The sequence below is a fragment of the Halomonas sp. MES3-P3E genome, from assembly GCF_002836035.1.
GTDB lineage: Bacteria > Pseudomonadota > Gammaproteobacteria > Pseudomonadales > Halomonadaceae > Vreelandella > Vreelandella arctica.
The window spans coordinates 72,628-94,602 of the sequence record NZ_PJBT01000182.1 but is presented as its reverse complement, the minus strand read 5'-3'; the positions used below and the strand labels follow the sequence as shown (position 1 = coordinate 94,602).

Annotated in this window: 22 protein-coding genes; 11 read left to right on the top strand and 11 right to left on the bottom strand. The window is 57.2% G+C overall.

Annotated features, from left to right (window positions below; translation table 11 throughout):
* Nucleotides 1-7: 7 nt before the first annotated feature.
* Nucleotides 8-817 (bottom strand): thiazole synthase, encoded by an 810-nt coding sequence (locus CXF87_RS13045; RefSeq protein ID WP_101146883.1) that lies wholly within the window; start codon nt 815-817, stop codon nt 8-10.
* 10 nt (nt 818-827) lie between these two features.
* Nucleotides 828-1,034, bottom strand: coding sequence for a sulfur carrier protein ThiS (thiS, locus tag CXF87_RS13040; RefSeq protein ID WP_101146935.1), 207 nt, complete (start codon nt 1,032-1,034; stop codon nt 828-830).
* Nucleotides 1,035-1,171: 137 nt separating this feature from the next.
* Between thiS and CXF87_RS13035 the strand changes: the two genes are divergently transcribed.
* The gene (locus tag CXF87_RS13035) at nt 1,172-1,552 is read left to right on the top strand and encodes a DUF423 domain-containing protein (RefSeq protein ID WP_101146882.1); all 381 of its coding nucleotides are present in this window, start codon (nt 1,172-1,174) and stop codon (nt 1,550-1,552) included.
* Between the two features lie 66 nt (nt 1,553-1,618).
* Nucleotides 1,619-2,734, top strand: coding sequence for a metallophosphoesterase (locus CXF87_RS13030; RefSeq protein ID WP_101146881.1), 1,116 nt, complete (start codon nt 1,619-1,621; stop codon nt 2,732-2,734).
* On the opposite strand, the gene CXF87_RS13025 is transcribed toward CXF87_RS13030, so the two are convergent.
* Both CXF87_RS13025 and CXF87_RS13020 read right to left on the bottom strand, forming a co-directional pair.
* A complete protein-coding gene (locus CXF87_RS13025) occupies nt 2,715-3,332 on the bottom strand; it encodes a nucleotidyltransferase family protein (RefSeq protein ID WP_101146880.1) in 618 nt (205 codons plus the stop codon). The two genes, CXF87_RS13030 and CXF87_RS13025, sit on opposite strands and share 20 nt — an antisense overlap.
* The gene (locus CXF87_RS13020; RefSeq protein WP_232774923.1) at nt 3,322-4,347 is read right to left on the bottom strand and encodes an XdhC family protein; all 1,026 of its coding nucleotides are present in this window, start codon (nt 4,345-4,347) and stop codon (nt 3,322-3,324) included. Before CXF87_RS13020 ends, CXF87_RS13025 begins: the two co-directional genes overlap by 11 nt.
* Nucleotides 4,348-4,518: 171 nt before the next feature.
* Between CXF87_RS13020 and CXF87_RS13015 the strand changes: the two genes are divergently transcribed.
* The 4 genes from CXF87_RS13015 to CXF87_RS13000 all read left to right on the top strand — a co-directional run bounded on the left by CXF87_RS13015 (nt 4,519) and on the right by CXF87_RS13000 (nt 8,766).
* A complete protein-coding gene (locus tag CXF87_RS13015; protein WP_101146879.1) occupies nt 4,519-5,079 on the top strand; it encodes a 2Fe-2S iron-sulfur cluster-binding protein in 561 nt (186 codons plus the stop codon).
* Nucleotides 5,076-6,026, top strand: a complete 951-nt coding sequence (locus tag CXF87_RS13010) for an FAD binding domain-containing protein (RefSeq protein ID WP_101146878.1) — start codon at nt 5,076-5,078, stop codon at nt 6,024-6,026. The genes CXF87_RS13015 and CXF87_RS13010 overlap by 4 nt, the downstream gene beginning before the upstream one ends.
* A 3-nt stretch (nt 6,027-6,029) precedes the next feature.
* Complete coding sequence (gene paoC, locus CXF87_RS13005; RefSeq protein ID WP_101146877.1) at nt 6,030-8,219, top strand: aldehyde oxidoreductase molybdenum-binding subunit PaoC; 2,190 nt, start codon at nt 6,030-6,032, stop codon at nt 8,217-8,219.
* Between the two features lie 100 nt (nt 8,220-8,319).
* A complete protein-coding gene (locus tag CXF87_RS13000) occupies nt 8,320-8,766 on the top strand; it encodes a DUF411 domain-containing protein (protein WP_101146876.1) in 447 nt (148 codons plus the stop codon).
* Between the two features lie 12 nt (nt 8,767-8,778).
* Here the strand turns inward: CXF87_RS13000 and CXF87_RS12995 are convergent, their stop codons facing one another.
* Nucleotides 8,779-9,207: a PaaI family thioesterase gene (locus tag CXF87_RS12995; RefSeq protein ID WP_101146875.1), complete on the bottom strand. Its 429-nt coding sequence runs from the start codon at nt 9,205-9,207 to the stop codon at nt 8,779-8,781.
* Nucleotides 9,208-9,317: 110 nt separating this feature from the next.
* A complete protein-coding gene (locus CXF87_RS12990; RefSeq protein ID WP_101146874.1) occupies nt 9,318-11,498 on the bottom strand; it encodes a malate synthase G in 2,181 nt (726 codons plus the stop codon).
* Between the two features lie 262 nt (nt 11,499-11,760).
* Between CXF87_RS12990 and CXF87_RS12985 the strand changes: the two genes are divergently transcribed.
* Nucleotides 11,761-12,741: an alpha/beta hydrolase gene (locus tag CXF87_RS12985; RefSeq protein ID WP_101146873.1), complete on the top strand. Its 981-nt coding sequence runs from the start codon at nt 11,761-11,763 to the stop codon at nt 12,739-12,741.
* Between the two features lie 12 nt (nt 12,742-12,753).
* On the opposite strand, the gene CXF87_RS12980 is transcribed toward CXF87_RS12985, so the two are convergent.
* The 4 genes from CXF87_RS12980 to CXF87_RS12965 all read right to left on the bottom strand — a co-directional run bounded on the left by CXF87_RS12980 (nt 12,754) and on the right by CXF87_RS12965 (nt 18,668).
* Entirely contained in the window at nt 12,754-14,262 is a 1,509-nt protein-coding gene (locus CXF87_RS12980; protein WP_101146872.1) for a YifB family Mg chelatase-like AAA ATPase, read from the bottom strand.
* Nucleotides 14,263-14,381: 119 nt separating this feature from the next.
* The gene (locus CXF87_RS12975) at nt 14,382-15,275 is read right to left on the bottom strand and encodes an ABC transporter substrate-binding protein (protein ID WP_101146871.1); all 894 of its coding nucleotides are present in this window, start codon (nt 15,273-15,275) and stop codon (nt 14,382-14,384) included.
* A 159-nt stretch (nt 15,276-15,434) separates the two neighbouring features.
* Nucleotides 15,435-17,537, bottom strand: a complete 2,103-nt coding sequence (locus CXF87_RS12970) for a TonB-dependent siderophore receptor (RefSeq protein WP_101146870.1) — start codon at nt 17,535-17,537, stop codon at nt 15,435-15,437.
* 159 nt (nt 17,538-17,696) lie between these two features.
* Nucleotides 17,697-18,668, bottom strand: a complete 972-nt coding sequence (locus CXF87_RS12965; RefSeq protein WP_101146869.1) for an AraC family transcriptional regulator — start codon at nt 18,666-18,668, stop codon at nt 17,697-17,699.
* Between the two features lie 70 nt (nt 18,669-18,738).
* Here CXF87_RS12965 and CXF87_RS12960 point away from each other — a divergent pair, with 70 nt between their 5' ends.
* A complete protein-coding gene (locus tag CXF87_RS12960) occupies nt 18,739-18,963 on the top strand; it encodes a hypothetical protein (protein WP_157826554.1) in 225 nt (74 codons plus the stop codon).
* Between the two features lie 107 nt (nt 18,964-19,070).
* Here the strand turns inward: CXF87_RS12960 and CXF87_RS12955 are convergent, their stop codons facing one another.
* Nucleotides 19,071-19,418, bottom strand: a complete 348-nt coding sequence (locus CXF87_RS12955; RefSeq protein WP_101146867.1) for an accessory factor UbiK family protein — start codon at nt 19,416-19,418, stop codon at nt 19,071-19,073.
* 357 nt (nt 19,419-19,775) lie between these two features.
* Here CXF87_RS12955 and CXF87_RS12950 point away from each other — a divergent pair, with 357 nt between their 5' ends.
* The 3 genes from CXF87_RS12950 to glnK all read left to right on the top strand — a co-directional run bounded on the left by CXF87_RS12950 (nt 19,776) and on the right by glnK (nt 21,945).
* Complete coding sequence (locus tag CXF87_RS12950) at nt 19,776-20,114, top strand: P-II family nitrogen regulator (protein WP_007112359.1); 339 nt, start codon at nt 19,776-19,778, stop codon at nt 20,112-20,114.
* Between the two features lie 73 nt (nt 20,115-20,187).
* Complete coding sequence (locus CXF87_RS12945) at nt 20,188-21,435, top strand: ammonium transporter (RefSeq protein WP_101146866.1); 1,248 nt, start codon at nt 20,188-20,190, stop codon at nt 21,433-21,435.
* Between the two features lie 171 nt (nt 21,436-21,606).
* A complete protein-coding gene (gene glnK, locus CXF87_RS12940; RefSeq protein WP_007112362.1) occupies nt 21,607-21,945 on the top strand; it encodes a P-II family nitrogen regulator in 339 nt (112 codons plus the stop codon).
* The last annotated feature ends 30 nt before the right edge of the window (nt 21,946-21,975 follow it).

The following is a 21,975-nucleotide window of genomic DNA, read 5'->3' as shown; positions in this document are numbered from 1 at the left end:
CTCTGTATCAGCCGTTAATACGGCCGGCGAAAGGAGAAGAGGGATCGGCGGACTGGCGGCGCGGCATACGGCCAGCTAAAAACGCGTCGCGGCCGGCTTCCACGGCTAGTTTCATGGCGTTGGCCATGCGTAGCGGGTCGCGAGCATGGGCAATGGCACTGTTCAACAGTACGCCGTCACAGCCGAGCTCCATCGCCATGGCGGCATCCGACGCCGTGCCAATGCCCGCATCCACCAGCACCGGAACGTTGCTCTGCTCAACAATCAAGCGCACGTTGTGCGGGTTTTGAATGCCGTGGCCAGAGCCAATCAGCGAGCCCAGTGGCATGATGGCGCAGCAGCCCATGGCTTCGAGTTCGCGTGCCACAATAGGGTCATCGCTGGTGTAAACCATCACGTCGAAACCGTCGGCAAGCAGCGTTTCAGCGGCTTTCAGGGTCTCTACCACGTTGGGGTAGAGCGTGTGGTCATCGCCGAGCACTTCCAGTTTGACCAGGTTGTGGCCATCAAGCAGCTCGCGGGCCAAACGGCAGGTGCGCACGGCATCTTTCGCGTTGTAGCAACCAGCGGTATTGGGCAGCAGGGTGTAGCGCTCGGGCGAGATAACATCTAGCAGATTGGGCGCCTCGGCGTCCTGGCCCAAGTTGGTGCGGCGTACGGCAAACGTCACGATCTCGGCACCGCTCTGGGCAATGGCAGCGCCGGTTTCGGTAAAGTCTTTGTATTTGCCAGTGCCCACCAGCAGGCGCGAACGAAAATCGTGTCCGGCAATGGTTAGCGGCGTATCAGTGAGCGGTTCATGCGTTAATTGCGTCATAGTATTTCCTTTAGCCACCGCCAATCGCGTGAACCACTTCCACGTGGTCGCCATCGGCCAAGTGGGTGTCGGCGTGTTGGCTGCGGGGGACAATCTCTTCGTTAATTTCCACGGCTATACGACGGCCACTAAGACCCAGCTGTTCCACTAGGTCGGCGGCGGTTAGGCCGGTGGCCAGTGTATGCGGTTCACCGTTTAGACGTATCTGTATAGACATAATAGGGCGCGTCTCATTCGTCATGGCAGTTCATTCTCTATTGTAGCGGTTTAGCGGCGCGCAAGGTACGCCGTGGGTATAATCAGCGCGGTGGGCGAAGCGAAGTTGGGAGCATGAAAGTGAGACAGGAGAGCAGTGTGCAACAAACAGATAAAGTGTGGTGGTGTATAGCGGCGATTTCAGGCGCCATGCTGGTGATGCTGGGTGCCTATGCGGCACACGGCTTGGCGGCGCGCACGACCGAGGTCATGGTGAGTGCCGTCGAAACCGGCGTGCGTTACCAGGCGTGGCACACCCTAGCCATGATGATCGTACTGGTGTGGCGCCGAGTGCATCCGCTGGCGGGGCAGCGCTGGGTGCTGGCGCTGTGGTCGCTGGGGGTGGTGAGTTTTTCAGGCTCACTCTACTTAATGGCCTTGGCTGGGCTAAGCCTCGGCATTGTGACGCCTATTGGCGGCGTTTTATTAATGGCCGGGTGGCTGGCGCTGGCGGTCGTCGCACTGATGGCCAAGCAGTAAGCACCTTTGTAGGCCAAATATTCGCGTGGCTATGCGCCGCGCTTCTTCCTTTTCATGAGCATCTCTATGTTTCATTTTGTCGTCGCCATACCCTGCCTGATTGTTATTCTTCGCTATTTAGTGCCACTCAAATGGCCGCTCTGGTTTAAAGGTCTGCTCAGCGTTGCGCTGTTACTGGTAGCTCAGCATCATTGGCTTACCTTGATGGCGTTTGGCTCCATGTTCTCTCCCGAGGTGCCAAGAGCCATCGTACTGATCGTCAATTGGATTTTCGGCACGATGCTGTTTCTAGCAGTGTTTCAGCTAGTGGTTGATGCGATAGCGCTGATGCTGATGGCGGTAAAAAGAAGGCGTGTCGCCATTCCTTCTTCATTGCGTTACAGCATGGGGGCATTGGCGTTAGGCGTGGCTGCTTTCGCCGTCAGCCAAGCAGCGCGGGTGCCGCTGGTGAAGGATATCGAGGTTACCATTCAAGGGTTGCCCTCTCAGTTTGAAGGCTACGAAATTGTGCAGTTAACCGATCTGCATATTAGCCGACTGTTTGAAGCCCCGTGGGTTGAAGCGGTGGTGTCGCAGGCCAATGCGCTGGAGCCAAATTTAATCGTCATCACCGGCGACCTGATCGATGGCGACCTGGATTTGCGTCGCGCAGATGTGGCGCCTTTACAAGCGCTTTCAGCGCCCGACGGTGTCTATACCATTCCGGGTAATCATGAGTACTATTTTGGTTACCCGCAGTGGATGGAGTATTACCAGTCGCTCGGCATGCAGGTATTGGCAAATCAACATGTTGTGATCGACAACGAGGGGGCGAACTTGGTCCTTGCGGGAGTGACGGATTTTACGGCCGCCAGGCATGCTTTTGCTGCGCCGAATGTCGAGGAGGCGATAGCAGAGGCACCGAGCGACTCGCCGATTATTATGCTGGATCATCAGCCCCGCAATGCGGTGGCTGCGGCCACGGCTGGTGTAGATCTGCAGCTCTCCGGACATACTCATGGTGGGATGATACTAGGCTTCGATCGACTGGTTGCCAGCGCTAACAATGGTTTCGTTTCAGGCGTTTATAATATTCAAGACATGACGCTTTACGTCAATAACGGTACAGGCTTATGGCCAGGGTTTGCTTTACGCCTCGGCAAGCCCTCAGAGCTAACCCGCATTACGCTCCGTCAGGGGTAGCGTGTTTTGATGACGCTAAGTGAGCGGGCACGTCGATATCCATCATCGTGCCCGCATCCTGCACGTGATACTCACGGTAGTATGCGGCGTTGTTGCGAATAATCTCTTTGGCCCCCGTATGGCCGTTTAGCGTTGTAAACGCGGGCCAAAGCGTACGCCCAAATATAACCGGATGCCCCGGCTTGCCTTCATGGCAGGGCCGCACGATAGTGTCGCGAGTGGCTAGCCGCTGTAACGACAGCAGCGTCTCCTGCTGAATCCAGGGCATATCGCCCAATAAAATCGCGACTGCCTCGACGCTATTCAGGCGGGCGTCGTGGCTAAGCGCGGCCACCGCCTCGGCGAGGCTTGCCCCCAACCCAAGGTGCGCCTGATGGAGTCGAATCAACGACGTGCTTTCTGTAAGGCCGAGCGAGGCCGCATCATCCTCTTCGCGGATTGCCACGCGCAGTATAGGAAAGGCTTGCTCGGCATTCGCGACAGAGGCTGCCAACAGCGAGCGTCCGTCGGTTAAGGTCGCGCAGCGCTTGTCATCCTCACCAAATCGGCGCGAGTAGCCAGCCGCCATCACCAGGGCGACGACATTGCTAGAGCTCATTGGTAGCTTTTCCGTATTGGACCCGGACGATATCCGCCATGATAGCGAGGGCAATTTCCGCCGGGGTCATGCTGCCTAGCGCTAGACCAATCGGCATATGCAATCGCTCGACTTGCTCTTCGGTCAGCCCTCCTGAGCGAATCAGCCGCTCAGCGCGCGCAGTAGAGGTGCGCTTTGAGCCCATCACGCCGATATAAAACGCAGGTGTGCGCACCGCTTCCATCATCGCCAGGTCATCTATACGTGGATCATGGGTGAGCGCCACAATGGCCGTGGCGCCGTGGCAGCCGTTGGCGGCAATGTACTGGGAAGGCAGTTGCGCTATGACTGTTACCCCTGGAACATCAAACGCCTGACAGGCGGCTTCGTCGGGGTCGCAGACAATGACCTCAAACCCTAACGTGGCGGCAAATGAGGCACAGGCGCTGGAAACGGGCGAAATGCCAGCAATGATCAGCCGCCGTGCGGGCGCGAGCCGCATTGTTACCCGGTTCGGCGCACCCTCTTCACTGGGCCAGACCACCCGCGGCCCCAGTGTGGTGTCGTCGGTAAAGTGTCGGGTGCCAGCGTGAATATCGACATGGCGCATCAACTGGCGGTGGCCTTCAAGCGTCGCTTTCAGCGTGCCAAGGTGCTCCCGTATATCCGGTGTGGCCGGCAGGCGCTCAACCAGTACCTCTAGAATGCCGCCGCAGGGCAGCGCGATATGTCCGCCCTGAGCGTCCTCTGCATCGCCGTAGCGTATAATGGTCGCCGGTGTTTCAAACTGCCCTTCGGCCAGGCGCTTGATGAAATCATCTTCCACACAGCCGCCGGAGAGCGACCCCAGGTGCCTGCCGTCCCTGGTCACCGCCATCCAGGCGCCGGGGGCGCGGGGCGATGAGCCAAACGTGGCGAGCACGGTGCACAGCCAGACCGTTTCACCCTCCTGGGACCAGGTAAGCGCTTGATCGATAACCTGCAAGTCCAAATGCTGCATTTCAAACGTTTCCAATAGTGAGCAAGCGGCATCCATGGCCTGTCTTGCGTGGATAGACGTGTCATAGCGTAGCGCAACTGACGCCGTTAGAGGTTTAGTTTTACAAGGTTTGGACACAGAGTTGGGCTGCCTGGCGTAATCGTGTCTATGCTAAAGGCCTTATGGCACTAAATAAGCGAAAGCAACGCGCAAGGAAGGCATATAGCAATGAACCCCTCTAATAACGTCGAAAGACACCCCAAGACCGTGAACCCCGATAGCAGCACCTTTTCACTAACCGTCAATGGTGAACGGCATACGTTAACCCTGGATAACCGCACAACGCTGCTGGATGCCCTGCGTGAGCATCTAAAGCTTACGGGCACCAAGAAAGGCTGTGACCACGGCCAGTGTGGCGCCTGCACGGTGTTGGTGAACGGCGAACGCATCAACGCCTGCTTGTCCCTTGCGGTCATGCATGAAGATGATGATATTTCGACCATCGAAGGGGCGGCTGAGGTCGACCATCTTGATCCCATGCAGCAAGCCTTTGTCGATCATGACGCTTTTCAGTGCGGCTACTGCACGCCGGGGCAGATCTGCTCGGCCAAGGCGGTGCTTGAAGAGATTCAAGCGGGGCTGCCAAGCCATGTTACCAAAGATTTGAATGCGCCTATTGAGATCAGCGATGCGGAAATTCGCGAGCGGATGTCAGGCAATCTTTGCCGCTGCGGCGCCTACGCCAACATTCTCAAGGCCATCAACCAGGTTGCGGAGGCGCGCTCATGAAAGCCTTTTCCTATGAACGCGTCAGCGACCCAGCCCAGGCGGCAGCCCGTGCGGCGGAAGTGCCGGGCGCCAAGTTTATTGCGGGCGGCACTAACCTGCTGGATTTGATGAAGCATGAGATCGAAATTCCCAAGCACCTGATCGACGTAGGGGGCACGGGTCTTGACGATATTACACCAACGGATGAGGGCGGGCTGCGCATTGGCGCGCTGGTTAGCAACGCCGCGCTCTCGGCGGATACCCGGATTCGTAAGGACTACGCGGTATTGAGTCGGGCGCTGGTGTCGGGTGCCTCCGGCCAGCTGCGTAACAAAGCGACCACCGGCGGCAACCTGCTCCAGCGCACGCGCTGTGGCTACTTTTATGACACTGGCATGCCCTGCAATAAGCGCTCGCCTGGGGCGGGCTGCGCAGCGTTAAGCGAAGGAGCCACCACGCGTCAGCTGGGCATTATCGGCACGTCCGATGCGTGTATTGCCACGCACCCCTCTGATATGGCCGTTGCCCTGCGCGTGCTGGATGCCGAAGTGGAAACAGTGACGTCAACCGGTGAAACACGCCGCCTGACGCTGGATGAGTTCTATCAACTGCCTGGCGATACGCCGGAGGTGGAGACAGCGCTGCAAACAGGCGAAATGATCACCGCCGTACTGCTGCCGCCCCCCGTTGAGGGCCGCCACGCCTACTACAAAGTGCGCGACCGGGCCTCCTACGCCTTTGCGCTGGTGTCCGTTGCGCTGATTCAAGCCCCCGATGGAACGGGGCGCGTTGCCCTGGGCGGTGTAGCTCCCAAGCCCTGGCGCCGTGATGACGCCGACGCGGCGTTACCGCAGGGCGCATCCGCTGTCATGGCCCGTTTACTGGACGGCGCCCGCCCAACGCAAGAGAACGCCTACAAGCTTACCTTAGCAGAGCGAACGCTCGCCGCGCTGCTGGCTCAGGAGTGACCCATGGATTTTAATCAATCAACGGAAGATAACCTGTTCGATCATGCCCGCGTTATCGGCAAGCCCCACGCGCGGATCGACGGTCTGCTCAAGGTAACCGGCCGCGCGCCCTACGCTTACGAGCGGCATGACGTGGCAGCCAACCAACTGGTGGGTTACCCCGTGTGCGCAACGATTGCCCGAGGGAAAATCACTCATATGGACGCCTCGGCTGCCCGCGCTGCCCCCGGCGTGGCGGCCGTTATTACCACACTGGAGCTTGAGCCCCTGGCGCGTGCAGACAGCAACGTGGCCCACCTGTTCGGCGGCGCCACCGTTGAGCACTACCATCAGGCCATCGCGGTGGTGGTTGCCGATACCTTGGAGCAGGCGCGTGGTGCGGCGTCATTGATCGAGGTGCGCTACGAAGAGGCGAAGGGCGTGTTTGATCTTGAAGATGCCTGGACGCGCCTTCAGAGCACCGGCGAGCCGGTGGCAAACGTCGGCGATGTGGATGCGGCGTTTGCCGCCGCGCCGGTCACGCTGGATGAAACCTACCGCACCGCCTCGCAAAGCCACGCCATGATGGAGCCTCACGCCTCGATTGTTGACTGGTCCGATGGTGAGCAGATGACGGTATGGACCTCGAACCAGATGATCGAGTGGACGCGCCAGGCGCTCGCCACCACCTTTGATATTGATGCTGACAGAATCCGCCTGGAAAGCCCTTACGTGGGCGGTGGCTTTGGCGGCAAGCTGTGGCTACGCGCCGATGCGGTGCTGGCGGCGCTTGGCTCGCGCGAGACCGGGCGGCCGGTCAAGGTGGCTCTGCCGCGCCCAATGATCTTCAATAACGCCACGCATCGTTCCGGCACTATTCAGCGTCTGCGCATCGCGGCCGGGTCAGATGGCAAGATTACCGCTTTCGACCATGCTGCCGTTTCCCATACGCTGCCCGGCGGCAGCGGTGAAGACGCGGTCAACCAGACCCGCTGCTTCTATGCGGGCGAAAACCGTCGTGTGGCGCACCATCCTATCGATATGGGGCTGCCCGAATCGGCGGACATGCGTGCGCCCGGCGAAGCCTCGGGGCTGGCGGTGCTGGAGATCGCCATGGACGAGATGGCGGAGAAGCTCGGCATGGACCCCGTGGCGTTCAGGATTCTCAACGACACCCAGGTCAATCCCGAGGAGCCATCGAAACCCTTCAGCGATCGCCACTTTGTGGAGTGCCTGCGTAAGGGCGCCGATGCCTTCGGCTGGGCTGAGCGTAACCTTCAACCGGGCGGTCGGCGCGAAGGCCAGTGGCTGATTGGCCACGGCATGGCTGGTGCCTATCGCGGTGCGCCCACCATGACCTCGGGCGCGCGGGTGCGCTTGCAGAAAGGGCGGCTGATTGTGGAAACCGATATGACCGATATCGGTACCGGCTCCTACACCATCCTGACCCAAACGGCGGCAGAAACCATGGGCATGGAGATGCAGGATGTAGAAGTGCGCCTTGGCAATAGCGCCTATCCAACCTCCTCCGGCTCAGGCGGGCAGTTTGGTGCGACTAGCGCCACCGCTGGCGTATATGCTGCCTGTGTGGCGCTTCAAGAGCAGATCGCCAAGCGCCTAAACGTTGACGAGGCGCGCTTTGAAAATGGCCGCGTGGTTTCCGGACAGAAAGATCTGGCGCTGGCCGACATAGCCGATGGCGAAGAGATAGTGGCTGAGGATTCGATCAACTTTGGCGACTTCAAGGATGAGCTGGAGATCGGCACCTTCGGCGCGCACTTTATCGAGGTGGCCGTGAATGCCTACACCGGGGAAACTCGCGTGCGGCGTATGCTGGCCGTGTGCGATGCAGGGCGCATCCTCAATCCCATCACGGCGCGCAGCCAGGTAATTGGCGGCATGACCATGGGCGTAGGCGCTGCCTTGACCGAGGGCATGAGCGTGGATACCGGGCGCGGCTTCTTCGTCAACCACGACCTAGCAGGCTACGAAGTGGCGGTACATGCGGATATTCCCGAGCAGGAGGTCATCTTTTTAGAGACCACCGATGCTGCTTCATCGCCCCTAAAAGCAAAAGGGGTGGGTGAGCTGGGTATTTGCGGCGTAGCGGCTGCGATTGGCAACGCGATCTACAATGCCACCGGTGTCCGGATACGTGAGTACCCGATGACGCTGGATCACATGATCGATCAACTCCCTAACACTGAGCGTTGAGCTAGCTTGACCTTGGGGCGACACACAGGTTGTAAGCTTTCAATTGGATGTTGCGTCGCTTACCAACGTTTTTTATTCGCTCTTAATCAGGAGGGTATTTATGAGCCGCTTAACCACCTCAATATTCCTATCTAGTGCTCTAATTCTCGGGGCGACCTCGGCGCACGCGGCACTGCCCGCCGAGGCGACCTTGTACAAAAACCCTCAGTGCGGCTGCTGCGATGCTTATGCACGCCATCTTGAAGAGCTGGGTATTGATGTCACTATCGTGGATGACGCTGAACTGAGTGATATCAAACAGCAGGCGGGTGTTCCCTATGGTTTAGGATCGTGCCATACCATCGAAATAGGTGAGTACTGGATTGAGGGCCATGTGCCGATGGACGCGGTGCAGGCACTGTTTGAAACGCAACCTGATATCGACGGCATTGGCTTGGCCGGTATGCCCATTGGTACGCCGGGCATGCCGGGGCCGCAAGAGGCCCCTTACAATGTGTATGCGTTTACCGACCAGGAAGATACCCCGTTTATGACCCTGGCGCCTTAATCAGCGGTTGCATTAAGCGTTGTTGGGTAGGGTGTCAGGCAGTGCATAGCTGGCGGTGACATGCACTACGGGGCGTGTGTCATCGCTGGCTGAAAAAATCTGTACTTCGCCCACCGCTAGGCGGCGGCCGAGTTTGATCAGCTTGGCGTGGGCGATAATGTCGTGGTCACCGGAAGCCGCGCGCAGAAAGTGGCAGTTAAAATCGCTGGTGACCGCCATCGATTCAGGGCCAATCTGGGCCAAAATAGCGACATACATGGCCACATCCGCAAACCCCATCATCGTAGGTCCGGAAACGCGCGGCCCAGGGCGTAGATGTTCATTATCAATCGCTAAGCGCATTGTGGCGCGCATCTCGCCCACGCTCTCTATCTTGCCCATTCGCTGGGGAAAGACTTCATCCAGAAAGTGCTCAATCTGCTCAGCAGTCATCACGGTCATTGTTATTATTCCTCACGTTTTCTTTAACGTTAACGTCAATCAGCCTAAATAAAAAGCCCCAAGGCGCGAGCCTTGGGGCTATATGGATAAGCTAGCGGGCTTACTTAACCTTATGCACGTTTAGCTTTGTGCACCTGGCGCCATTCGTGGAGTAGCGGCTCGGTGTAGCCAGAAGGCTGGACGCGACCTTTGAAGATCAGGTCGGAGGCAGCTTTGAACGCGGTAGAGGCTTCAAAGTCCGCACTCATAGCGGTGTAGGTCGGGTCGCCTGCGTTCTGCTCGTCGACTACCTTGGCCATACGCTTAAGGGTTTCTTCCACCCGCGGCGCATCGACAATGCCATGGTGCAGCCAGTTGGCAATGTGCTGGCTTGAGATACGCAGCGTCGCACGGTCTTCCATCAGGCCGACGTTATGAATGTCCGGTACTTTCGAACAGCCTACACCGTGCTCTACCCAGCGCACCACGTAGCCCAGAATACCCTGGCAGTTGTTATCCAGCTCCTGTTGCTTCTCTTCATCCGACCAGTTGGGATTTTCCGCGACCGGCACGGTGAGCAGGTCATCGAGATAATCGGGCTCGCCCAGGGCTTCCAGCTCGCGCTGAACGTCGGTGACGTTGACCTGATGATAGTGCAGCGCGTGTAGCGCGGCAGCCGTGGGAGAAGGTACCCAGGCGGTGTTGGCGCCCGCTTTCGGGTGGCCGATTTTCTGCTCCAGCATGTTGTGCATCAGGTCCGGCATGGCCCACATGCCTTTACCGATTTGCGCACGACCGCGTAGGCCACAGGCAAGACCGACTTGCACGTTGCTCTTCTCGTAGGCCGCTATCCATTTGGCGCCTTTCATGTCGCCCTTGCGTACCATGGGGCCTGCTTCCATGGCGGTATGCATTTCGTCGCCGGTGCGATCCAGGAAGCCGGTATTGATGAACGCAACGCGGGAAGCGGCTTCGGCAATACACGCTTTGAGGTTGACGGTGGTACGACGTTCCTCGTCCATAATGCCCATTTTCAGGGTGTCACGGTCCATGCCCAGAAGGTCTTCAACGCGGCCAAACAGTTCATTGGCAAAGGCGACTTCTTTAGGGCCGTGCATTTTCGGCTTCACGATATAGACCGAGCCGGTCCGCGAGTTACGCGGCTGGCTATCATCCTTTTTCAGGTCGTGCAGCGCGAGTAGCGAGGTAACCACCGCATCCAGGATACCTTCCGGCAGCTCGTTGCCATTTTCATCCAGAATCGCTGGTGTGGTCATCAAGTGACCCACATTACGCACGAACATCAGCGAACGACCGGGTAGCGTTACACTGCCGCCATCGCTGGTTTGCCAGGTGCGGTCGGCGTTCAGCTTACGCGTAAACGTCTTGTCACCTTTCTCGATCTTCTCTTCCAGGTCGCCCTTCATCAGGCCGAGCCAGTTGCTGTAAACGCCGACCTTGTCTTCTGAATCCACCGCAGCAACGGAGTCTTCACAATCCATGATCGTGGTCAGGGCAGCTTCGACGACAACATCCTTCACGCCTGCTGGGTCGGTTTTACCGATGGAATCGCTGGCGTCGATCTGGATTTCCAGGTGCAGACCATTGTTACCCAGCAGAATCGCGTCGGGTTTGGCTCCTTCGCCAGTGAAACCGATCAGCTTGCCGGAATCCTTCAAGCCGGTTTCACGGCCACCTTCCAGGGTGACGACCAAATGCTCATCACGGATAGCGTATTTCACCGCGTCACGGTGTGAACCAGTGGCCAACGGTGCCGCGCGATCCAGCACGCCGCGGGCGTAGGCAATCACCTTGGCGCCGCGTTTCGGGTTGAAGCTGGTGCCTTTCTCGGCGCCGTCGTCTTCTGAAATCGCGTCGGTGCCGTACAGGGCATCATAAAGGCTGCCCCAGCGCGCATTGGCAGCGTTCAGCGCATAGCGCGCATTGCTTACCGGCACTACCAGCTGCGGGCCTGCTTGAACAGCTACTTCACGATCAACATTCGTCGTTGTCGCTTTGACGTTAGCGGGGGTTTCCACCAAGTAGCCGGTCTCTTTCAGGAAGCTGCGGTACGCAGGCATATCGGTGACTGGGCCGGGGTTTTCCCGGTGCCACGCATCTAGCTTCTCTTGTAGCGTGTCGCGCTCTTCCAGCAATTGACGGTTTTTAGGGGTCAGATCATGAAACAGGGCATCCACACCGGCCCAAAAGGCATTTTCATCAACGCCTGTTCCCGGTAGCGCCTGCTCATTAATAAAACGATCTAAATTGGCTGCCACCTGTAAACGGTGGCGCGTGATACGCTCACTCATGGGGTATCTCCTGTGAGGATGCCCGTGGGCACTCTGTTTTTTAGAACATGTTTTTTTATAACATGGGTTCTTAAAACATGGTTTGCCGTGGGCAGAGTAAAATGTATTTATGGAAAATAATTCCACATTTGCTCGGGCATGTAAACAGCGTAGACCCTAAAGCGGTAAAATGCGCGACCAAATGACTAGCCATTAGAAGTTGATAGCGCGACTCGCCTGCCGCGTCTAGGCCAACGTAAAATGGCGATATGGAGAAACAACGATGCGTGATTTCCAACATCTGGAAGGCTTGTTTCGCCATGCTTCGGGCGAGACCGCCCTTAGCCGTCTGCTGCCAGGGGAAATATTGACCGACGCCATGCAGGACTATTTTCAGCACTATGGTCTGGAAGTCCTGCTACTGGATACCAGTGAAGTACACGCAGGCTTTATTGATACTGGACGCTTTGCGCTGTGGTGCCAAGTGTGGAGCCCGCCGCAGCCGGTAGGCACCGCTTTCGTGGTGCACGGTTATTTTGACCATATGGGCCTTTATCGCCATCTGCTCAAGCGTTTGCTGGCCAAGGGCTGGCGGGTGGTGCTGTGGGACCTTCCGGGCCATGGCCTTTCCAGTGGTGCGCGCGCGGAAATAGAGGATTTCGATGATTATCAGCACTGTCTGACCCACCTGCAGACCATCCTCAAGAGCCAGGGAATGGCGCCGGCCCCGTGGCTGGGGGTGGGGCAGAGTACCGGCGGGGCAATTCTAGCTACCGATGCGCTCACCCGCCGAGAGGATTCGGGCTGGTCAGGCTTGGTGCTTCTGGCGCCGCTGGTGCGGCCTTGGGGATGGAGCCAAACAAGCTGGCTGCACTTGATTGCCAGCCCCTTTGTAAAAGAGCTGCCGCGTAAATATCGGCCCAACTCTACCGACGAACAGTTCACCGAATTTCTACGCGAGGGAGACCCTCTGCAGCCCGAGCGCTTGAGCGTTGCCTGGGTGAGCGCTATGCGTCGTTGGATGCCCCGGCTACTGGCGCAGGAGCCAAGCCAGTTACCGACGTTGATTTTGCAGGGCGAGCAGGATTTGACCGTTGATTGGGAGTGGAATTTAGCGATTCTGGCGAAGAAGTTTCCCAATGCCGAGATTCATCGCCACCCGGAAGCGCGTCATCATCTGGTCAATGAAGCCGATTCCATCCGGGAGGTGCTTTTTGAAGCGCTGGATGGGTTTGTAGACCAGTTAAGCGAAAATCAGGCCTAGTGCCGCTTTTCGCTAAGCTCCCTTCAGCATCCGATCCAACTGCCGGTAGCCAATCGCTTCAATAAAGTGCGGTTGAGTGGGTTTGGGTTCACCCTGCAGGTCGGCTAGCGTAAGCGCCACCCGCAAAACGCGGTGGTAGGCGCGGGCGGAAAGCTTGAGCTTTTCGAGCACGCCTGCAAGCCAGGCGCGTTCTTCATCATTCAGGTCGCAGGCGGCTTCCAGGGCTTTGCCGCTTAACTGACTGTTAAGCGCGCCGCGCGCCATTTGGCGCTCCCGCGCCGCGATTACCCGCCCACGCACCGCTTCTGATGATTCACCTTGGGTCTGCGCAGTAAGTTGTTCAGGTGGCAGCGCGGGCACTTCCACTTGGAGGTCGATGCGATCCAGCAGCGGCCCGGAAAGACGTGCTTGATAACGATGAATTTGGCTGGCGGTACACTGGCAACGCTGGCGCGGGTCGCCTAAGTGGCCGCAGGGGCAAGGATTCATGGCGGCTACCAATTGAAAACGAGCTGGATAACGGCGTTCATGGCTGGCGCGGGCTAAATGAATCGTACCTGTTTCCAGTGGCTGCCGAAGTACTTCTAATACGTTGCGGGAAAACTCGGGGAGTTCGTCTAAAAACAGCACGCCGTGGTGGGCGAGTGAAATCTCGCCGGGTTTGGGTTTCGAGCCGCCGCCGACTAGTGCTGCAGCGCTGGCACTGTGATGGGGTTGGCGAAACGGCCTTTTGCCCCAGTCAGCTTCCAGTGGCAGGCCGCAGACCGAGCGCACGGCGGCGACTTCCAGGGCATCCTCTTCGGAAAGCGGCGGCAGAATGCCCGGCAGGCGACTGGCCAACATGGTTTTGCCGGTGCCTGGCGGGCCTGCGAATATGAGATTATGACCCCCAGCAGCGGCGACTTCGAGCGCCCGCCGCGCCTGCTGCTGGCCGCGCACATCGGCGAGGTCATCCACCGGGGCGGTGGTTTTCACCGAGGCGCTGAGCTTGTGCGGGGGAATCTTCTCTTGGTCGAGTAAGTGCGCCACGACTTGCCAGAGCGTGTCGGCAGGCAGCACCGGTAAGTCGCCTGCCAGGGCCGCTTCATCGGCGCAGTCGCGGGGAATAATCAGCGCTTTTTTCGCCCGCCGCGTAGCCAGTGCAAAGGGCAGTATTCCCGGCACGGCGCGCAGTTTGCCATCTAGGGCCAACTCACCGGCACACTCCATACCTTCCAATGCTTCCACCGGAATTTGCCCAGAGGCGGCCAAAATGCCTAATGCAATAGGTAGATCAAAGCGGCCACCCTCTTTGGGAAGATCAGCGGGGGCGAGGTTCAACGTGATTCGTCGCGTATTAGGGAAATCAAAGCCTGCATTGACCAATGCACTGCGCACCCGTTCACGGCTCTCTTTGACGGCGGTTTCGGGTAAGCCCACTAACGTCAGGCCCGGCAAGCCATTAGCCAGATGCACTTCAACATGCACCGCGGGTGCGTCTAAACCTACGCCTGCGCGGGTGGCGACAATGGCTAATGTCATTGCAATTCCTCGCTGATGATGGGGGCCAACGTTACGCTTATATTATCTAAGCCTGCTTTACCATTATGGCTAAACTACCTTAGTTAAGCCCGCTTTGGTAGCGCTCAACGCTACTCCTCTTAAGGCTGCTCGCTGTCTGCTGCAGCGTCTTCCAACACCGCGGTCAGTTCCTTGGCAAAGCGTTGAGCCGAAGGTAATGCGCCGAAGCTCCATACCGGCGGTAGGCGTAGCAGGTTGTCATTCTTGACGCTGGGAAGTTGTTGCCACAGGCCGCTTTTTGCAAGCTGCTCTTCTACCCCGGCGGGGAGCGGGTCGATGATAACTAACATTGCCTCAGGGTAGCGTGCCAGCGCTTCAACCCCTACCAGCGCAAACCCCCAGGCGTTGGTGGGCTTGTCCCAGGCATTAGGGAGTTCGAGCTGCTCTAGAACAGCGTTGTAAAGACTGTTATCGCCAAAGACGCGCACGTGGCGGGCATCCATGAACTGCACCATGAGCAGTGGCGCGATTTCTGACTGTGAGCGGGACCGGGATTCGCGCAGCGTGGTCATCAAGGTTTGGGTTTCTTCGATCAGTTGCTCTGCCTGAGGCTGACGCTCGGTTAACTCGCCCAACTGGCGGGTCAGGGTTTGCATCTCTTGCCAGGTATCGGTGCCGGGCGAATAGAGCGCGAACGAGGTGACCGGTGCGATTCGCTCCAGGCGCGGTGTTAAGCCAGCGAACATGGGGGAGATCAGTATCTGTTCGGGCGGTACTTGGGCCAATAGCTCCAGATTGGGTTGGGTGCGCAGGCCCATATCAGTGGCACTGTTAAATATACGGGGCTCACCTACCCAGTCGTGGTAAGCGTCCTGTTGGGCAACGCTGCTAATAGGGGCGTCAATGGCCAGCAGGGTTTCGGCGATAGTCCAGTCGACCGTTGCCCACTGCGCCTTTGCCGTTGAAAAAGTCATTAGGCAAACGGCGAACAGCCCACAGCGTACAAATAAAGAGAGCAGGGTGGTTTGGCGCATGATGAAGAGAGGCCATCCAGAAAAATAAGAGCTGTATTTAAACGATAATATTTATTGTTTGCAAACATGAGTGCAGGTAAAAAAGCCCAGGCGCGGCGGCCTGGGCAAATATGTTCATGATTACTTCTCGATACTTAGGCAATGGCTCTGAGCGGAGGCTTAGAATCGGTAGTGAACGCTGGCAGTGATGCCCCGCTCGGCGCCAAAGTAGCAGTACTCCAGGGAGTTGCAGGAAGCCACGTACTCTTTATCCAGCAGGTTGCTCACATTCAGACGTGTCTCGACCCCTTCAACACCGAGTTGGCTAAGGTCATAGCCAACGGTGGCATCGACCAGGGTGTAGTCGGGCACGCTTTCGGTGTTGGACCGGTCAGCGGCGATATCCGCGTAGTGGCGTACGCCGACACCCATATCCACGCCGTTTAGCCAACCCTTGTTGCCCTCGTAGTGGCCCCACAGTTGAACCTGGTGTCGGGGTGAGTAAATCGCGTTATTGCCCTGGTTGCCGTCATCGCTTTTGGCGTAAGTGATATCGGTGAAGCTGTAGCCCGCCTGTAGCGAAAGGGTGTCGCTCAACCGTGTTTGCGCTTCCAGTTCCAGCCCTTGGGATTCGATTTCACCCACGGCCCGGTAAGGGTCAGTGGGCTGCTCTTTGGTGGCGACGTTCTCCTGGCTGATGTGGAACAGGGCCGCGCTGTACTGGCTGGCGCTGCCGTTTGGTTGGAATTTGACGCCGGTTTCCCACTGTTCGCCTTCCATCGGTTGCAGCAGATCGCCACTTTCATCCACGAAACTGGTGGGGGTGAACGCGGTGGAGTAGCTTAAGTAGGGCGCCACGCCGTTATCGAACAGGTAGACCACCCCGGCGCGGCCACTGAACTGGGTATCGCTGAGCGAGCTGGTATCCCCACTGTCGCGGTTGGTATTGTCGATATTCACCCAGTCGTAGCGGCCGCCCAGGGTGAAGCGCCAGTCATTGAGGGCGATTTGGTCTTGCAGGTAAACGCCGGTTTGGTCGATTTCGTGGCGTTCCCGCACCGGGGCGTAAAACTCGATGGGTTCGCTGCCATACACAGGGTTAAACGCATTGATCGACGGAAAATACCCGGATGGCCAAGAGACGTCGTTTTCCCGCTGCTGGTAATCCACCCCGAACAGCAGCGTGTGATCCATAAAGCCACTGCTAATGTTGGCTTCTAACTGGTTATCGAGCGTCCAGGCGTCTAGCGATTCATTGCTGCCGGAGTAGTAGCGGGTGAGTTCATCAGACGTAGGCGAGGTCCAGCCAAAACCGTAGACCTGATTGAGCACCACATCTGAATTGAGGTAGCGCATCAACTGCCGACCGGTCACCTGATCGTTAAAGCGGTGCTCCAGGGCGTAGCCGACCATGCGCTGGGTGCGCTCATAGGTGTCGTAATCCTCTTCGCCATCAAAGAAGTTGTTGCTGATCTTACGGCCATTGTGGGCGACCACGGCGCCTTCATAGGGGACGCCGGAGTGGTAGCCGCCTTCGGGTTCATCCTGCAAGTAGGCTTCTACCGTTAGGCTGGTGTCATCGGTGATATCCCAAGCGAGCCGGGGCGCAATGGCGTAGCGCTCCTCTTCTGCCGGGCCAAACTGGGTGTCCGCGGCGCTGGCAATGCCGGTCAGGCGAAAGGCCACCCGCTGCTCAGCGCCAAGTGGCCCGGTAAGGTCAAAAGCGGCGCTGCGCTGGTTATTATTACCCACTCGAAAACGCAGCTCACCGCCCTGTTCAAATTCGGGCCGCTTACTGTTCAGGGCGACCACTCCGCCAGGGGAGGCACGACCATAGAGCACCGAGGCGGGCCCGCGCACTACTTCGATACTTTCTAGAAACCACGGGTCGATATGCATGCTGCTATGGGAGTTGGCATCGCCCATGATCTTCAAACCATCTAAGAAAGTATTGCTCAAGCTACCGTCCGAAAACCCGCGCAGCACGAGATAGTCAAAACGGTTGGAGGCGCCGATTTGATTGCTATAAACGCCGGGCGTGTAGTCAGTGGCTCGCTGAACGGTGCTTACACCGCGGTTATCCATCTGTTCGCGCGTAATGGTAGAGACGCTCTGGGGTGTTTCGATAAACGGCGTCTCGACTTTGGTGGCGGCCTGCTGAGCGGTCACCGTGACGGTACCCAGCGTGGTGTTTTCCTGTGCATAAAGCGGTGATACCGACAGTGCTGCGATAACAGCGGCGCTAAGCGGAGAGCGTAGAAAGCGATGATGGGAAGTAAGCATGGGTGGTACCTGCAATAAAAAGCAATGAAGCAAACGTGTTAATGAGAATTATTACTTTTTATTGCAGTGGAAAGGTATGCGCAATGACAAAGGTGTTATGCCTGATGCCAAAAAATGCCTGGGAGAGGAACTTACTGCTAAAGACAAGTGAGTGGTGTCTTAATGGCGTTTCAACACAGCGTGGGGCGCCATCCCAAAAGCGCGCTTGAAAGCGGTGGCAAAATTAGTGGCGTGGCGATAACCGCTCGCATGGGCAGCCTGCTGCACACTATAACCACGCTGCAGATCGTGATATGCCTGGGTTAAGCGGCATTGGCGCAGGTGCTCAAAAAGTGAGTAACCGTAATAGGCGCGAAACTTCTGACGCAGGCTGCTAGGGCTCATGGCTACATCACGGGCCAAGCCATCCAAGCAGTAGTTCTTCATTGGTTGATCGGCAATCTGCTGGTGAAGCGTCGCCAGACAGCCGCGGTCTCGAGAGGTTAAGCGTGTTTCACGGTGATGGGAGGCAGAGCGTGCCGCCAGCGGCGATAACGGGTCAGCGGGTAAGCCATGACCGAGTAGTTGTAGCGCTAGCCCTTGCCACACCAGCGGTTGCCGGCAAGCACTTGTCGGCTGGTCGATGTTGGCGCGCAGGGCCAGAAGCAGCGCTTCAGGTAGCCGCCAGCGATGCAACAGCGGGGCTGCGGGGGATAGAGGAAGCCCATGAGGTTCTGTTGCGAGTACTGCAAGATTCACCGTGCGTAGGCGCGGCTGGGCGGGCTGACAGACCGTGAGCGAATGCTGAGAATTGAAGTGCGCGCACAGCCCATCGCCTGCCATGAGGGCAAAGCATTCAGAACCCACCGTGGCGGTGATATGACCTTCGAGCACAACGCTAATGAACCAGGGCACTGACTGGCGGGAAGTCGACCAGTAGGTACGCTCAACCTGTAGGTCCGAGAGCGTTAAATGGAGCGACGGGGAAAGGCTGACATCATGTACTTGGCCTTGGGCGACGGGCGCTACTTTTGCACACCTCCCCTCAATTCGATAATCGATGCCGAAGCGCAACCCCAATTGTTCCAGCGACTGCGACGTCAGGGTCTGCTGTGTTTGGTTTATAGGCGGGTGAGTCGCGAGTGATTTCATAGGTCATGCGCTATTGTTTTCAATGATATGCATCAAATTGGCGCATCAGTACGCAAGACGACTCGTCAAAATGAAAAAATCTGCGCTGGCAGAGGCCATCCCGCAGCGGCGTCGGCACCGGTTTGATCTATCTTGGTGCTTGCACGCGACTTATTTTTACCAGGTCGCCTTTCTCAACGGCTCCACTAGCGAAGAACGAATGGCGCTTGAAGATAACGGCTACACCAGGAAGGTATCATTGACAGCTAAAATGTCAATGATATTGATTCGTATTTATGAGGATGGGGAGGGCTGAGAGGGCATGATAGAGCAAGGCGACCATCATGACGGCAGACGTCGGCAATAGGTGATGTCACGCTATTGCCGATAACCGCTAACTAATTGACTAGGCAGTAAATGGGTTTACCGTTTGGTCGGTTTTTCGTCTTCATTGCTGTCACTGTCTGGCTCTGGCGTCGGCACCGGCGGTACTTCTGCTTCTACTGGCGTGGCGGTTGGCGCTGTGGAGGCTTCAACGGCTGCTTCAAGGTTAGCCACTTGGCGCTCTAACGCCTCTACCCGCGAACGCGTGCGCTGCAGTACGTCCATCAAAATATCGAAATCTTCTCTGGAAACAAGCTCAAGGCGGTCGAAGGCGCCACGCACGACTTGCTGTACGCCTTTTTGGATATCTTCCGGTGCCTGAGAGGCGTTTTGTAAACGGTCGCCAATCTGCTGGGCCAGTCGGCTGATGCGGTCTTGAGGCGCCATAGCTGCTCTCTCCTTAATAACTCACTAAATGAACATATATAAAAACGGCTTACCGTAAGGATACGCAACAGTTGGCGAATTCGCATGTGTCGAATGGATTAACTGCTCAGCGGGTGGTTTGCATCGAAATGGAGCAGGCAACATTTGCTTACGCCTTTTTTTGGTGCAATAGCCGTGGTGTGACGATGGATTTGACGAGATTAAGCGCTTTGAAAGACTTTCCTTGTTGTCTAATTAGCTGAATTATAAGAAAAAAAAGTCAGCTGGCACGGTATGCGCATTAACGGTTCAGGTGCTTATTCTGGCGGCTGTGCCGCTACCAATCTAGCAGGACTTATCCAGCAGGGGAGATCCGGGATGAAACTCATCACCGCTATCATCAAGCCATTCAAGCTCGACGATGTTCGTGAGGCACTCGCCGACAACGGAGTTCAGGGCATCACCGTTACTGAAGTTAAAGGGTTTGGCCGTCAGAAAGGGCATACCGAGCTGTACCGTGGCGCCGAATACGTTGTCGACTTTCTGCCCAAGGTAAAAGTGGAAGTGGCCGTCGACGATGCACGATTAGAAAGCGTGCTGGACGCAATCTGTAGCGCAGCCAACAGCGGAAAAATCGGTGACGGCAAGGTGTTTGTTACGCCACTGGAAGACGTGATTCGTATCCGCACCGGTGAGCGTGGCGCTGACGCCGTATAACGGACGCCACGCGAACAGGGCTGCATAGCCGTCTTTTGCGTATAACTTCTCATAGAATAACGGGGAACACCTTATGAATGAGTTAGCTGATTTGAGCTACGCGCTCGATACGTTCTACTTTCTAATTTGCGGCGTGCTGGTGATGTGGATGGCCGCAGGCTTCTCCATGTTGGAAGCGGGCTTGGTACGCTCCAAAAATACCGCTGAAATTCTGACCAAAAATATCGCGCTGTTTGCGATTGCCTGCACCATGTACCTGCTGGTGGGCTACTACATCATGTACTCCAGCAGCGCTGGCGGCTTTCTGCCTAACCTAGGCTTCCTGATTGGCGCTGAAAACAGCGTTGATGCGGTGACCGCAGGCGGCGATGACGCCCCCTACTACTCCATGCGTTCTGACTTCTTCTTCCAGGTAGTCTTTGTCGCCACCGCCATGTCGATTGTGTCGGGTGCCGTGGCCGAGCGTATGAAGCTGTGGGCATTCCTGGCCTTTGCAGTGGTGATGACCGCGTTTATCTATCCGGTGTCTGGCTACTGGACGTGGGGTGGCGGCTGGTTGTCTGAAGTTGGCTACTCTGACTATGCTGGCTCAGGCATTGTGCACCTTGCCGGTGCAGCTGCAGCACTCGCTGGTGTCATCGTGCTCGGGCCGCGTAAAGGCAAATATGGCAAAGATGGTTCTATCCACGCGATTCCCGGTGCCAACATGCCGCTGGCAACGCTGGGTACCTTCATTCTTTGGATGGGCTGGTTCGGCTTTAACGGTGGTTCCGAGCTCAAGCTGGCGGCCGTCGATTCTGCGAATAACGTGGCGCAAGTGTTTGTAAATACCAACGCTGCAGCAGCAGGTGGTGTGATTGCGGCACTGATTCTGGCCAAACTGTGGTTCCGTAAAGCGGACCTGACCATGGCACTGAACGGTGCGCTGGCGGGTCTGGTGGCAATCACCGCTGATCCGCTCTCTCCGACCGCACTAGGCGCCACGATTATTGGTGCAGTGGGCGGCATCATCGTTGTCGCTGCCATCGTCACCCTCGATAAAGTGAAACTGGATGATCCGGTCGGCGCGATCTCAGTGCACGGTGTTGTCGGGATCTGGGGCGTGCTGGCGGTGCCATTGAACAACGACGGCGCGTCATTTGGTGCTCAAATCATCGGTATTGCCGGTATCTTCGGTTGGGTCTTCCTGGCAAGCCTGGTGGTATGGCTAATCCTGAAAGCCATCATGGGTATCCGGGTCAGCGAAGAAGAAGAGTATGAAGGCGTTGATATCGCTGAATGTGGTCTCGAAGCCTACCCCGAATTTGGTATTAAGAAATAAGGTAATGCCTACCCATTGAGCTGGTGTGCTCCTTATAGCCTCCCCTAAAGTGGGAGGCTTTTTTATTCTCTGTCGATAGCGGTGTATGCTGGTGAGTAGCGGTTATCGGTTGCGATACTTGCAGCCCTTCAACTCAACCCCATCACGGCCACCCAGTTAGAGGATATGGTAATGAAATTGATCACAGCTATTATCAAGCCGTTCAAGCTTGACGATGTGCGCGAGTCGCTCTCCGACATCGGTGTACAGGGTATTACGGTGACGGAAGTGAAAGGTTTTGGGCGTCAGAAAGGGCATACCGAGCTGTATCGTGGCGCTGAGTATGTGGTGGACTTCCTGCCCAAGGTGAAGCTGGAAGTAGCCGTGGACGACGATATGGCCGAGCAGGTGATCGATGCCATCACCCAAGTCGCTAACACGGGTAAAATCGGCGACGGCAAAATTTTTGTGATGCCGTTGGAGCAGGTAATTCGTATCCGTACTGGTGAAACGGGCAAAGACGCCGTTTAACAACGCACCAGAATACAAAACCCCCGCTAG

Bases quoted from the DNA above. Each gene is read 5' to 3' on its own strand.
- thiS (WP_101146935.1), bottom strand. From the start codon at position 1,034: ATGTCTATACAGATACGTCTAAACGGTGAACCGCATACACTGGCCACC.
- CXF87_RS12980 (WP_101146872.1), bottom strand. From the start codon at position 14,262: ATGACATTAGCCATTGTCGCCACCCGCGCAGGCGTAGGTTTAGACGCA.
- CXF87_RS13045 (WP_101146883.1), bottom strand. From the start codon at position 817: ATGACGCAATTAACGCATGAACCGCTCACTGATACGCCGCTAACCATT.
- CXF87_RS12965 (WP_101146869.1), bottom strand. From the start codon at position 18,668: ATGAAATCACTCGCGACTCACCCGCCTATAAACCAAACACAGCAGACC.
- CXF87_RS12985 (WP_101146873.1), top strand. From the start codon at position 11,761: ATGCGTGATTTCCAACATCTGGAAGGCTTGTTTCGCCATGCTTCGGGC.
- CXF87_RS12990 (WP_101146874.1), bottom strand. From the start codon at position 11,498: ATGAGTGAGCGTATCACGCGCCACCGTTTACAGGTGGCAGCCAATTTA.
- CXF87_RS13000 (WP_101146876.1), top strand. From the start codon at position 8,320: ATGAGCCGCTTAACCACCTCAATATTCCTATCTAGTGCTCTAATTCTC.
- CXF87_RS13020 (WP_232774923.1), bottom strand. From the start codon at position 4,347: ATGGATGCCGCTTGCTCACTATTGGAAACGTTTGAAATGCAGCATTTG.
- CXF87_RS13030 (WP_101146881.1), top strand. From the start codon at position 1,619: ATGTTTCATTTTGTCGTCGCCATACCCTGCCTGATTGTTATTCTTCGC.
- CXF87_RS12960 (WP_157826554.1), top strand. From the start codon at position 18,739: ATGAAAAAATCTGCGCTGGCAGAGGCCATCCCGCAGCGGCGTCGGCAC.
- CXF87_RS12950 (WP_007112359.1), top strand. From the start codon at position 19,776: ATGAAACTCATCACCGCTATCATCAAGCCATTCAAGCTCGACGATGTT.
- CXF87_RS13010 (WP_101146878.1), top strand. From the start codon at position 5,076: ATGAAAGCCTTTTCCTATGAACGCGTCAGCGACCCAGCCCAGGCGGCA.
- CXF87_RS13015 (WP_101146879.1), top strand. From the start codon at position 4,519: ATGAACCCCTCTAATAACGTCGAAAGACACCCCAAGACCGTGAACCCC.
- glnK (WP_007112362.1), top strand. From the start codon at position 21,607: ATGAAATTGATCACAGCTATTATCAAGCCGTTCAAGCTTGACGATGTG.
- CXF87_RS12945 (WP_101146866.1), top strand. From the start codon at position 20,188: ATGAATGAGTTAGCTGATTTGAGCTACGCGCTCGATACGTTCTACTTT.
- CXF87_RS13025 (WP_101146880.1), bottom strand. From the start codon at position 3,332: ATGAGCTCTAGCAATGTCGTCGCCCTGGTGATGGCGGCTGGCTACTCG.
- CXF87_RS12955 (WP_101146867.1), bottom strand. From the start codon at position 19,418: ATGGCGCCTCAAGACCGCATCAGCCGACTGGCCCAGCAGATTGGCGAC.
- paoC (WP_101146877.1), top strand. From the start codon at position 6,030: ATGGATTTTAATCAATCAACGGAAGATAACCTGTTCGATCATGCCCGC.
- CXF87_RS12975 (WP_101146871.1), bottom strand. From the start codon at position 15,275: ATGCGCCAAACCACCCTGCTCTCTTTATTTGTACGCTGTGGGCTGTTC.
- CXF87_RS12995 (WP_101146875.1), bottom strand. From the start codon at position 9,207: ATGACCGTGATGACTGCTGAGCAGATTGAGCACTTTCTGGATGAAGTC.
- CXF87_RS12970 (WP_101146870.1), bottom strand. From the start codon at position 17,537: ATGCTTACTTCCCATCATCGCTTTCTACGCTCTCCGCTTAGCGCCGCT.